Source organism: Gordonibacter sp. 28C, assembly GCF_003339845.1.
Classification (GTDB): Bacteria; Actinomycetota; Coriobacteriia; order Coriobacteriales; family Eggerthellaceae; genus Gordonibacter.
On the sequence record NZ_PPTR01000002.1, the window covers coordinates 47,012 to 59,589 of the forward strand.

General features: G+C 64.3%; 9 protein-coding genes. 3 read left to right on the forward strand and 6 right to left on the reverse strand.

Features of this window, described 5'->3' with window-relative positions:
- Positions 1-30: 30 nt before the first annotated feature.
- The gene (locus tag C1878_RS02625) at positions 31-1,215 is read right to left on the reverse strand and encodes an FprA family A-type flavoprotein (RefSeq protein WP_114600165.1); all 1,185 of its coding nucleotides are present in this window, start codon (positions 1,213-1,215) and stop codon (positions 31-33) included.
- A 261-nt stretch (positions 1,216-1,476) separates the two neighbouring features.
- Between C1878_RS02625 and C1878_RS02630 the strand changes: the two genes are divergently transcribed.
- Complete coding sequence (locus tag C1878_RS02630; RefSeq protein WP_114600166.1) at positions 1,477-3,432, forward strand: EAL domain-containing protein; 1,956 nt, start codon at positions 1,477-1,479, stop codon at positions 3,430-3,432.
- A gap of 98 nt (positions 3,433-3,530) precedes the next feature.
- Here C1878_RS02630 and C1878_RS02635 read toward each other — a convergent pair whose 3' ends face one another.
- The gene (locus C1878_RS02635) at positions 3,531-4,235 is read right to left on the reverse strand and encodes a DUF5714 domain-containing protein (protein WP_114600167.1); all 705 of its coding nucleotides are present in this window, start codon (positions 4,233-4,235) and stop codon (positions 3,531-3,533) included.
- A gap of 193 nt (positions 4,236-4,428) precedes the next feature.
- Between C1878_RS02635 and C1878_RS02640 the strand changes: the two genes are divergently transcribed.
- Positions 4,429-6,129, forward strand: coding sequence for a CdaR family transcriptional regulator (locus C1878_RS02640; protein WP_158539676.1), 1,701 nt, complete (start codon positions 4,429-4,431; stop codon positions 6,127-6,129).
- On the opposite strand, the gene C1878_RS02645 is transcribed toward C1878_RS02640, so the two are convergent.
- The 4 genes from C1878_RS02645 to C1878_RS02660 all read right to left on the reverse strand — a co-directional run bounded on the left by C1878_RS02645 (position 6,126) and on the right by C1878_RS02660 (position 10,576).
- On the reverse strand, positions 6,126-6,326 hold the full coding sequence (locus tag C1878_RS02645) for a zinc ribbon domain-containing protein (protein WP_158539678.1): 201 nt from the start codon (positions 6,324-6,326) through the stop codon (positions 6,126-6,128). The genes C1878_RS02640 and C1878_RS02645 overlap by 4 nt on opposite strands.
- A gap of 81 nt (positions 6,327-6,407) precedes the next feature.
- Positions 6,408-7,682: a CynX/NimT family MFS transporter gene (locus C1878_RS02650; RefSeq protein ID WP_114600170.1), complete on the reverse strand. Its 1,275-nt coding sequence runs from the start codon at positions 7,680-7,682 to the stop codon at positions 6,408-6,410.
- 134 nt (positions 7,683-7,816) lie between these two features.
- Positions 7,817-8,164, reverse strand: coding sequence for an oxidoreductase (locus C1878_RS02655; protein WP_114600171.1), 348 nt, complete (start codon positions 8,162-8,164; stop codon positions 7,817-7,819).
- Positions 8,165-8,176: 12 nt separating this feature from the next.
- A complete protein-coding gene (locus C1878_RS02660; protein ID WP_114600172.1) occupies positions 8,177-10,576 on the reverse strand; it encodes a molybdopterin-dependent oxidoreductase in 2,400 nt (799 codons plus the stop codon).
- A gap of 621 nt (positions 10,577-11,197) precedes the next feature.
- Here C1878_RS02660 and C1878_RS02670 point away from each other — a divergent pair.
- Entirely contained in the window at positions 11,198-12,427 is a 1,230-nt protein-coding gene (locus tag C1878_RS02670; protein WP_114600173.1) for a CynX/NimT family MFS transporter, read from the forward strand.
- The last annotated feature ends 151 nt before the right edge of the window (positions 12,428-12,578 follow it).

The window sequence follows — 12,578 nt, forward strand, 5'->3', positions numbered from 1 at the left end:
CGGCGAACCCGCGCCAGACGCCCGGCGAGTTTACGCCCTCACGCCGCTCACGACAGCCTTTTGCAGCTCTTCGAGGCTGGCCGCGTCCTCGGTCCACTGGTGCGAGAGCGTGCCGAGGGCGAGGTCGAAACCGCACTTCCCCAGGACCTCGGCCACCTCGTCGGGACCGTTCGAGCCCCAACCGTACGAGCCGAACGGGATGCCCACGCGGCCCTCCCAGCCGGACTTCGGCGAAAGGCCCTTCAGGTAGCACAAAAACGCCGCCACCGTGGGCATCATGCCGTTGTTCAGCGTGGGCGAACCCACGGCCACGTACTTCGCCGACAGCACCTCGGTCATGATGTCGGATATGTGGTTCGCCTTGAGATCGAACATGCGCGCGGACACGCCGCACTCGATGAACGCTTCAAGTATCTCGTGGGCCATGGCCTCGGTGGTGTGCCACATGGAGTCGTAGACGACCACGGCGTAGTCGTCGGGGGAAAGCGAGCTCCAGCGCGCGTACGTTTCGAGTATCTCGGGCACGTGGCTGCGCCAGATCACGCCGTGGCTGGGCGCGATCATGTCGACGTCCAGGCCGCCGAGCGCCCCCAGCGCGCGCTGCACGTGGCGCGAGTAGGGCATGACGATGTTCGCGTAGTACTTCTTCGCCTGCGCGAGCACCTCGGGCAGGCCCACCTCGTCGTCGAAGTGCTTCGACGAGGCGTAGTGCTGGCCGAAGGCGTCGTTGGAGAACAGGATGCGGTCGGCGTCGGAGTACGTGACCATGTTGTCGGGCCAGTGCACCATGACGGTCTGGGTGAACGTGAGCGTGCGCTTGCCGATGTCGAGCGTGTCGCCCGTCTTGACGGGCACGTAGCCGCGGTCGCCGTAGTGGGCCGCGAGGCCGTTCACCCCGTGCGGGGCGCTCGCGTAGATGCGCGCGTTCGGTGCGAGCTCGCAGACGGCGGGGATGGCGCCGGAGTGGTCCTGCTCCACGTGGTTCGCGATCACGTACTCGATGCGCGCCGGATCCACCACCTCGCGCACGCGCTCGACAAGCTCGTCGGCGAACGCGGGCTTGCACGTGTCGATGAGCGTGGGATGCTCGTCCATGATGAGGTAGGCGTTGTACGTAGATCCCCTATCCGTCGTGTAGCCGTGGAAGTTCCGCTCGTTCCAATCGACGCCTCCGACCCAGTAGACGTCGGGCCTCACCTCAACCGCATGCAGCATGATGCGCTCCTTCCTCGTGTTTCGGCCCAGTATAGCCGACGCGCACGGTCAGCCGGAAGCTGCGCGGGCAAATGATAGCGAAAGAACCGCATTAGAGCGGCAGCGTCCCTCGTGCACGCATCGACGCTTCGACGATCCCCCCCCCCCCGAGGTTCAACCGACGCTCAACCCCGGCGGAATTGTCCAAGGCAATGGCACCGAGAGGGGTACAATGCGGGATGACGAGGGGAAACCAAGCGGAAGGCTCGACGGCTATCGACCATGGAATGGAACGTATCGGCTGAAGTTATCGCCTTCATCATCGTGCTCATCATCTCCGTGTACTCGCGCAAGAGTCATGCGGTGCCCTCGCTGAAGAACCGCGTGTTCCGGCTGTGCCTGACCACCACGCTGGGGGCCATCGGCACGAACCTGGCCTCCACGCTCATGATCGCCTACGCGCCGTCCGAGCTGCTGCCGCTCACGTACTTCGTGACCTTGCTGTACTTCGCACTGACGCCGCTGCTGGGCGCCGCGTACTTCTACTACGCCGTTGCCGTGGTGAGCGAGGCGCGGCCCGTGGGGCGCCTCTTCTCCGTCTTGAGCGCGCTGCCGTGCGCCGCGTACTTCCTGTTGGTGTTGGCGAACGTGCCCACAGGCTGCCTGTTCTCCTTCGGCGCGGCAGGCGCCTACCTGCAAGGGCCGTTCATCATCACCACGTACCTGGTGTTCTACTTCTACTGCGTGGCCTGCTTCGCGCTGGTCGTGTTCACGCGCGCGCCCATCGACCCCGTCATCAAGCGCATTCTGGCCGTGTTCCCGCTCATCGCCGTGGTCGTGATAGCCGTGCAGCAGCTGTTCCCCACCTACCTGCTCTCGGGGTCGGCGGCGGCGTGCTCGCTGCTTATCATCTACCTGTACCTGCAGAACAAGCGTCTTTCAGTGGACCAGCTTACGGGCGCCTCGAACCGCCAGGAGTTCCTATCAATGGTGTCCATCATGGACGAGAAGGCCCAGCCGTTCACCGCGGCGCTCGTGTCGGTGTCGAACTTCAAGTTCATCAACGACAAGTTCGGCCACGAGAACGGCGACCGGTTCCTGCGCGAGTTCTCATCGTATCTCGAGTCGATGGGCGAAGCGCGGCTCTACCGCTACAGCGGCGACCAGTTCGCCCTCATCGTGAACGACGCCGGCGACGCCGCCGGTCGGAGCGAGAACGACGGCACCGCGGCCTTGCTTGCGCCGCTCAGGCAGCGCCTCGAGGAGCCTTGGCACATCGGCGGGCACTCCTACACGGTAGGGGCCGCCATCGGAGCCGTGAGCTATCCCGCCATCGCGCGCACGCCCGGCGACGTGGTGGCCGCGCTGGAGTACGCCACGGTGAAGTCGAAAAGCCTGGGACCGAACATGCCGTGCATCTGCACGCCCGGCATGATGGAGGCCATCCACCGGCGTAGCGCCATCGCCGACGTCGTTCGCCGAGCGACGGAAAGCGGCGGGTTCTCCATGAACCTGCAACCCGTCTGGTCCGAAAGCGAGCAGCGGTTCGTGGCAGCCGAGGCGCTGTGCCGTCTGACAGACGACGAGATGGGGTCCATCCCTCCCGACGAGTTCATTCCCATCGCCGAGCAGATCGGCGTCATCGCGGACATCACCCACTTCATGCTCGACCAAACCTGCGCGTTCATCCGCTCCTATCGCGACGAGCACCCGAGCACGGCGTTCCGCGGCGTGTCGGTGAACTTCTCGTCGGTGCAGTTCATCCAAGACGACCTGGCTGAATCGGTGTTGGCCGTGGTGGAGCGGCACGGCATTCCCGCATCGTGTTTGCGCATCGAGGTAACGGAAAGTGCCATCATCGCCAACCCCGACGCCGTGCGCGCCTTCATGGAAGACATGCACGCCCACGGGGTGCGCTTCTATCTGGACGACTTCGGCACCGGGTACTCGAACATCTCCATGATGCTGGAGCTGCCGTTCGACGTGGTGAAGCTGGACAAGAGCATTCTGTGGTCCGTAACGGAAGACGAGCACCTCACCGAGTTCTTCGGGCTGCTCACGTCCGGCTTCGCCGCCATGGGCTCGCAGGTGCTCTCCGAAGGCGTGGAAACGCAGGAACAGCGCGTCTTCCTGAACGAATGCGGGTGCGACCTCATGCAGGGCTACCTGTTCTCGCGCCCGCTGGCTCCGGAGAAGGCCGCCGCCGTCATCGCCGCGAGCGAGGAGAAGGCGCGCTGACGAGCGACGCCGAGACGAAGCCCCTCCTGCCTGGTTCCACGACCTGACGCGCACCCCGTGCCGACCCTATCCGCGCAGCGCCCCTCCGCCGCATCGTCCTACGCCCCGCGCGAGTAAGGGCAGCGGGCGCCGATGCATTCGGCGTTGCGGGCGGCGAACGCGCAGACGATGCGCTCGGGCAGCTCCATGCGCACGCCCAGCACCTCGGCGGTGTAGCCCACGCTTGTCTGGATGGCCGCGAACGACGTGCGCTTGCAGCAGCGCGGGCCGCCGATCTCGGCCAAGCATCCCAGGATGCGGGCCGTGAGCCCCTGCGCCTGCGCCCATGGCTCCGCGGTCAGGGGCGTCGAGCCCGTGACGATGCTCAGGTACATGCCGGCGCTCACGGCCGCGCCGCACGCGCCCCAGAAGCCGCAGACGCCGCCGGGCACGTTCAGGCTGCGCTCGCGTAGCTCGGCGAGCGCGCGGTCGAGGTCGATCTCGCCGCCGGCGTTGCGGTACGCGGCGAGCAGCGCCGCGCCCACCAGCGTGTGGTGCTCGGGGCCGTTGGGGTAGATCGCCTTGTCGGCCATGAGGTCCTGCGCGATTTCGATAGGGTTGCGGGAGTCCGTGGAAGCGCAGCGGGCCATGACCAGGTCGACGCCCTCTTTGCGATGGCAGGCGTCGCACACGTAGTGGCCCTCCCGGCAGACCGCGTGCGCCGCCTCGCGCTTGCCGCAGATGGCGCAAGCCACCTCCCGAGCCTCCTCGAAGTACTGCAGCGGCTCTCCGCAGACCAGGCACGACGCCTTAACGGTGGACATGGGACCTCTCCTTTTCCCGAACAGTCAGTCACCCTGCTTGTCCATGAAGCTTCCCCTCATGATTAATATAGTTTATCACCATGTAAGAAGCATCAAACAGGAAGGACCGGGCGCGAAGGCTTCTCCTGCTATACTATCGGGTATATCCGAAGCCCGACGCGGCTCCGATCGTCACATTTGAATGGGGGTTCATGTGGCATCCCAAGATTTTGGAGAAAGCGTTTTCCTAGCGCCCACTGGCGGAAGCAGCCTACCGTCGGTCACGCTGCCCATGCTGGTTGATTTTCTGGCCGATTGCGAGGTGCTGCATCGACCAGCTGCAGTGCGGCGCACGTTCCGCTGGTTCGCTGCCGTTTCTCGCGAAAGCTCGACGAGTTCCGCACCCGAAGACGTGGGCGACGCCCACCTTCTTTTCGTGTGCCGCGCCGGCAACGCGGCCGACCTGCTTCGTGACAAGCCGGCCGCTTTTGCCGTCGTGCTCGTGGCGGACGACGAAAAGCTCCCTTTGGATATAGAAGACGTGGCGGATCGCCTGATAGCCGTGCGTCAGCGCGACCGGTTCTCCTACTTCATCTTTCTGCTGCAGTCGTATTTCATGCACCTATTGGTTTGGGAGAACGAGCTCGACCGCATAGTCATGCGCCAGGGCACGCTCACCGAGCTGCTGGACGCGAGCACGCCAGTCATGAAGAACTTCCTCTTCGTAAGCGACAACTCCTTCAACGTCATCGCCCGCACGACCTCTGTCGAACCGCCCGATGACCTGCACCGCCGCATCATGGACACCGGCTGCCTCACCCCGCAGATGATAGCCGAGAAGCGCCAGCGCCTGCCCGAGAAGAAGTTTTACGCCAAAGAACCCTCTGACCTCACGCCGTATGCGCGTCTTTCCCACCCCATATACCTGAACCACACGTACTTCGGATCGCTGTCCATGTCGTGCTGCAACCTTCCGCTCACCGAAGGGCTCAAGGACCTGTTCTCCATCCTCATGCGGCACGCCATGCCGATGTTCGAGCGCCTGTGGCGCTCCCAGGTGAAGCTGAACATCCCCCACTACTTCTTCTTCGCGAAGATGCTCGAGCATGCGCCCGCGACGGACGAGTACGTGCGCGCGCAGCTCGCCCTGGCGGCGCTCGACGAGCAAACCCAGTTCAAACTCGTCGTGCTCGAGATCGACGAGGGCACCGAACCCGAGCGCGCGGCGCTCGTCACCCGGGCGGCCGCCTTCCTCAACCAAGGCTGCGCGTTCTGCTTCGCCTACCAGACCGACGTGCTCGCACTGCTCTACGCACCGCCGAGCGACGCCCGGCTCTCGCATCGAAAAACCGTCGACGAATTGGAAGAGCGCGTGTTCGAACCCTACGGAGTGGTGAGCGGCGTCTCCGGCATATTCGAGCGCATCACCGACCTCGACCTGGCCTACCGGCAGGCGAAGCTGGCGCTGGGTCTGAAGAACACCATCGAAAGCGAGCTGTTCGCCGCCGACGAGGGAACGTGCAAGGGCGTGTACCTGTTCGACGACGCGTTGCTGTACTTCCTCGTGGACCCCACCGGCAAGGACGAGCGCTTCATGCGCTTCTGCTTCGCGCACACCATGCTGCAGAAGATATACCGCGAAGACCAAGAGAACGACACGAACTACCTCGCGCTGTTCTGGTTCTACCTGCATAGCGAGCGCAACGCGACGGCGGTGGCGCAACGGCTGCACATGCACCGCAACACCGTGCTCTACCACATCGACAAGATACAGAAGCGGTTCGATTTCGATTTGTCCACGAAAAGCGCTCGCGACCGCATGCTGCTCGATTTCAAGGTGTTCTTCCTCACCACCAGCCATGAGTCCATCGAGCAGGTGTTCGCCGAGGCGCACGGCGGCGCCAAAGGCGACTAACGGCGTTTTCGCAAGACCGCTCCCGGAGCAAGCCCCTCCCCGCCCGTCTGCAACGCGAGCGAGGCGCCGCAGTCCGCACAGGCGTTTGAGCCCGGCTCGTTCACGTGGCCGCAGGAAGGGCAGCGGCGCACGAGGATGGCGGGGGGCTTCTCGCCGCGACAGCGGCCGCAGTTCATGCAGTAGTGGCAGTTCCCCATGCGCAAGCCCTCTTTCATTTCCGATTCAACCCATAGGCAAGGGGCCGTACCACCCTTGGCACGGCCCCTTGAAACGAACGGCTACTTCGCAGGCTTCGCCCGGGAAGCGGCCGTCCCCTCGTCGGCTATCTTCCTGCCGACGGAGCTGCGCACGTTCGGAAACAGGAACAACGACAGCACAGCCACGACGCACAGCACGGCCGTCGCAACGTAGACGCCCTGGTAGTACGGCACGCCGTCCACCGCGCCCGTAGCCGCAATGGCGATAGGCGAGATGATGTAGGACGCGATGAGGAACATGCCGAAGTTCTGGAACGTCGCCTGGATGCCGCCCACCACGCCGTAGTGCTCGGGCTTCACGCTGGGAAGCAACGTGGGGAGCATCTTCGTGAACGGCATGACCGACGCCATGAGGACGGGTTGGATACAGAACAGCACCCACGTGATCGGCCCGTACGGCAGGAAGAACGCGACCGCGAAACACACGGCCGTGCCCGCCAGGCAGATGATGAAGGGGGCACGCAGGTTCTTGAACAGCTTCGCGAACACCACGGGCAGCGCCATAGAGGCGACGCAGGCGATGACCGTGTTCAACGTGGACAAATCGCCCGCCACGGCCGTGAGGCTCGGGTCGCCCATGAGCGTGGTGACGGCGGCCACCATGTAGGAGCCGTTCACATTCGTCATGCCGAACACGAGGAACGCCACGATGGCGACGGCCCACACGTGCCAGTTCCTCACCACCACGCGCAGGTACTGGCCCACCGGCTCGCTCGACCGATGCTCGCCGTCGGGATGCTTGCGGTACACCGCGAACCACGCGATAACGCCCACGCACATGAGGCCGAAGCTGAACCACCAAGCGTCCTGGATAGCGCTCACGCGGGACCCGAACCAGATGGCCAGCGCGGCGCCGGCCGACATGCCGGCGGTGTACACGCCCATGGCGAACGAGTTCGCCGTACCGGGGAACCACAGGCGCAGCAGCTTGGCGGAGTTGGCGTTGAGCGCCGCCACGCCCATGCCCATGAAGAAGCTCGAGGCGAACAGCATCCAGTAATCGCCCGAGAAGCAACGCGCAAGCGCGCCCAGAAGCGAGACGATGAAGGCCGCCGCGAACACCTTGCCCAAGCCGATGCGATCCGCGAACACGCCGCCGGCCATGCAGAACAGCACACCCGAGAAATACGGGATGGACATGATCATGGAGAACATCATGGGCTCGCACTGGTACTCCTGCATCACGAGTATGGCCGCCCCGCCTGGCACGATAAACGAGAACTGCAAGCTCACGAGCAAGACGGTCATGCCGATAAGGATGGCCCACCGCCATGGGTAAAGCTTTTCCTCTTGCATTGGATACCTCCTTGTTTGCAAATCCCCTGAAATCCGCGCAAACGGCTCCAGCCGACCTCGCCGGGCCAGCCTGAACCGAGAACGCGGAACATCCGCGCTCCCCGGACCCAACAGCCCAGGGAGCTCGGAACATGTTACTTAGCGAAGATCACCATCTTGTCCTTCGCGGCCAGCTTGGCCTTCGCGGCCAACTCCTCGAGCGGACCGTAGACCATGACGCCTGCCTGGCAATGGTGCACGCAGGTGGGCAGCTTGCCGGCCTCCACGCGCGCGGCGCACAGGTCGCACAGGTGCGTGGGCACGGGCAGATAGTCGTACTCCCACACGCCGTCCGAACACGCGCGCGGGCCGTCCTGCAGGATCTTGATGCCGAAGTCGCCCTTGGGCAGGTCGTGCTCCTTCTTGCAGGCCACCTCGCAGGCATGGCAGCCCGAGCAGTACTGGTAGTCGATCAGAAGACCGTATTGTCCCTTTTCAGTCATTGGTTTCCCCCTTTACTCGGCGCGATAGTCGTAGAAGCTGGGCTCGTCGCTCTTGTGCGACGGGCCGTGCGTGTAGCCGTTGGTGGCCGTCACCTGGTAGGTGGGCATGTCCTCGGGCTTGGTGTTGTCGGGCGTGCAAGGGTACACCTTCGCCATGCCGCACTTGATGGGCGCGCCGTAGCCCGAGTCCCCGTTCTCGCACATGGGGATGAGGTTGTTCGGGTTGCAGTCGAACACGCCGAAGAGGCTTGGCTCGGCGGCTTCCTGCTCGGGGAACCACCAACCGTGCTCGGTGGACACGACGCGCGGATCAAGCGTCGCGTTCAAACGCACGACCTGGCGGCACTTGCCCATCTGGTTCTCGATCCAAGCCCACTCGCCCTCGTGCAGCCCGTACTTCGCCGCCGTTTCCGGATGGATGTCGAAGTACGGCACCGGGTGCAGCTCGCGGCTCGTGGTGTTCGCCTGGCGCCATTCGGAGTGGAAGAACTCGAACGAGCGCTTGCCGGTGGTGAGCACGAGCGGGTACTCCTCGGCCAGCTCGGGCGTGGCGACCGGGCTGGTGGGCGGCTCCTCGTAGTACGGCAGCGCGTCCACGCCCCAGCTGTCGAACAGGCTGATGTAGAACTCGTAGCGGCCCGTGGGCGTCATGAAGCCGGGCTGGCCGTCGGGGCGCAGCAGGCCCTTCTCGTACTTGTAGTAGCGGAAGTCGTTGTAGATCATACCGCCCTGGTCTTCCAGCTCCTCCATGGTGAAGCCGCAGTTGCCAACCTGAAGACGCCAGTTCATGTAATCGCGAGGTTCCTTGACCCACTCGGGCCATGCGTCGGGGTTCAGACGGTGGCCCAGATCGATCATGATCTGCTCGTCCTCCTTCGCCTCGTAGAAGCTGGAGCACTTCGTGAGCGAGCGGACCGGATCGAACCACACGCGGATGCAGTCGCGCTCGTTGGACATGGCGCAAGGCAGGAGCAAGTCGGCGCAGGCCACGGCGAACGGGGTCTTGAACAGATCGACCACGCAGATGAACGGCACGTTTTTCATGGCGCGGTAGATACGCGGGGCGTCCTGGCCCATGTTGGTGATGGGGTTGGCCGACTGGATCCACAGCATGTTGACGGGGCGCGGGTCGCCCTTCTCGTCCAGACCGGTCTCGCACGCCACGAGGATGCAGTCGGACTGGGACGACGCCGTGAAGCCGTATTTCTTCAAGTTGTACTTGGAGTTGCCCAAACGCTTCTCGACCATGCCCTCCTTCAGGTACTCGATGCCGGAGTTGTAGCCGAACTCCAGACCGCATGCCTGGTCGATGAGGATGTTGCCGCCCGGGTTGTCGATGTTGCCCGTGATGCCGGCCAGACATGCGATGGCGTGGGCCGTAGGCGTGCCGATCTTCGACATGTCCACGGCGAGGCCCCACTGGATGGTGGACGGGTGCGCACCGGCGTAGAAACGCGCGGCCTCCACGATGAGCTCGGGCTCGACCCAGCATATCTCGGCTACCTTCTCAACCGGGTAGTCCTTCACGCGTTCGGCCAGCGCCTCGTAGCCGTACGTCCACTTGTCGATGAAGTCGTGGTCAACCAGGTCCTCGCCGATGATGACGTTCATCATGCCGAGCGCCAGCGCGGCGTCGGTGCCGGGGCGCAGGCGCAGCCAGTACTTCGACTTCGAGGCGATCCACGTGAGCTGCGGGTCGATGGTAACGAGCTCGCTGCCGCGCTTCATGGCCTCGACGATCCAGTGGCCGAGGAATGCGTCGGAGTTGCACACGACCGGGTTCGTGCCCCAGATGACGACGCACTCGGGAATCTGCCACTCGGGGTCGTTCTCGTAGCGCTCGGGACGGAACTGGCTCATGTCGGCCACCCACTGGTTGCCCATGACCACGTAGCAGAGCGCCGTGCGGGGCAGCATGCACGAGTCGCCCGAGAGGAAGCACAGAGTGAGGTCGGGACCGCCGAAGTTCGCGTACTGGTTGTGTGCAATGACTTGCGACACGTTGCGGCCGGTGCCGATCATGGAGATGATGGACTCGGGTCCGTCCTTCTCCTGGAACTCGCGCACCTTCTGCTCGATGAGGTCGTACGCCTCGTCCCAGCTCACGCGCTCCCACTTGTCCTCGCCGCGCTCTCCCGCCCGCTTCATGGGATGGCGCAGGCGCTCCTCATGGTTCACGAGCTCGGGTAGCTCGAGACAGCGCATGCACAAACGGCCCTGGTTGAACGGGCTGTTCGGATCGCCCTCCACCTTCACCAGCTTGCCGTCGTCATCGGTGTAGAAGATAACCTGGCAGCCCTCGTGGCAGCCCGGGCCCGACCACATGGTCGTGCGCGTGGCGGTGAGGTCGCCCTCCTTCCAGTGCAGCTTCTTCGGGTACAGGTCCATGTTGTACTCGTTGTTGTACTCCATACCTTGTCCTCTCTTCCCTCGTCTTGTGGGGATCGCCGAACGCCTAGCGAATGCGACCGTTCGTCGAATAGCGCCATTCTAGGGAGGACGCTTGCGCTTGCGATACGGAGGAACCTCCAAAAAAGAGGAGGACTTTTTGGAACAACCTCTATAGGCTGGCGAAACCGCCGTTTCCTATACTGCTCGTGGATCGGTCCGCGCTACCCGAGCAGTACAGGATCTTAAGAAAGAGAGGCTTGACCATGTGTTTTAGACCTACGGCAGTTGAGCTCAACAAGAAGTGCCCCCAGTGCGGGCATTCTTGCGAACCGGCCGCGACCGCCTGCCCCCAATGCGGCGCCGAGCTGCCCGCCACGGCAGGAGCTCCCGGCGCTCCGGGAGCCCCGGGTGCACCTAAAGCACCGGGCGCTCCGGCGACCCCGGCGGCGCCCAAGGCTCCGGGACAGAACTAACGCCTCCGTAGGGGCGCTCTCCAGAGCGCCCGTTCCGGCGAAGCCGGAAAAGCAACCGACGTTCGCGTTCTCGCGCTCCGCGCGAGCGGGCGCTCTGGAGAGCGCCCCTACGGATGGCGCAGGCCGTTGACGGCGGTCAAGGGGAATTCACTACATCAAAGGAGGGAACATGACAGAGAAGAGCAAAACCGGAAGCGCGTGGCTGAATTTCGTCCTCGTTTTCGTCATGGGAGCCGTATTCGCCATCGGCTTCTTCAAGGTTCCGCCCGCCATGGGAAGTCTCATGGAGTACTTCCAATGCGGCTTGGGCGAGGCTGGTTGGTTCATGTCCGCATGCTCGGTCGCAGGCACGATCATCGCATTCGCGACTGGCGCCATCCAAACGAAGATCGGCCCGAAGGGCATGCTCGTGGCGGCGCTCGTGTGCATGGCGCTCGACTCGCTCGTGGGCGTGCTCGCGCCCAACGTCGAGGTGTTCATCGCGTCGCGCTTCATCGGCGGCCTGGGCAACGGCTTCTTGGCCACGGCCGGCCCCACGCTCATCGCGTTGCTGTTCAAAGACCCCGCCAAGCGCGGCCTGCCGAACTCCATCTGGGCTTGCTGGACCGCCGCGGGATCGCTCATCATGCTGAACTTCTACGCGCTGATCCTAAGCGCGACCGGCAGCTGGCAGGGCGTGTGGTGGGTCTGCCTCGCCATCGTGGTCGTCGGCCTGCTCCTCACCGTATTCTGCATCCGCATCGACCATGCCGAGGAGATGGAGATGGTCGCGGCGGGCGGCGACGTCAAGCCGTGGGCGGGCCTCACGTCCCTGAACTCCTGGCTGCTGGTCATCGTGTTCGCCTGCTTCGCGTTCATCTTCTCGGTGTGGTCGGCCATGGCGCCCACCTACCTGCAGACGCCACTCGTGGGCATGGACATGGCCGCCGCAAACTCCGTGTCGTCCATCACCACCGTCACCGGCATCGTGGGCTCGCTGATCATCGGCGTGGTGCTGAGCAAGGTGAAGAACCAGCCGCTCGTGCTGGTGGGAACCATGGTGCTGTGCACCGTGGCCGGCGTCATCCAGTTCGTGTTCACCGGCCAGGCCATGATCATCGTCGTCGCCGTGCTCGTGGGCCTGTTCACCAACATCGTGCCGCCAGCGCTGTTCTCGAACGCGCAATGGGCGGCCAAAACCCCGGCCGGCGTCGCGTTGGTCATGGCGGCGCTGCCCATCGGCTCCAACTTCGGCGGCATCCCCGCCGCTCCCATCGCGGGAGCCATCGTGGAATCCACGGGCAGCTGGGCCATGGTGGCCGTGCCGCTCGGCATCGTGGGCCTCATCGGCCTTGTGTGCTCCATCGTGTTCATGGCGCGCTGCAGCAAGTACGCCACCGGCACTGCCCGCGAGCAGTAACGATGCCGCACCGCATCGCTTCGGGCTCTCAAGCGTCCGAAGCCAAATCTGACGTTTCGCGGACCCGAAGCAACCCCTGAGCACCGAGCCCGCTGAACCAGAACCGCCGCATGCCGCAAGGCCTGCGGCGGTTTGTCGCTGGAATGCCGGA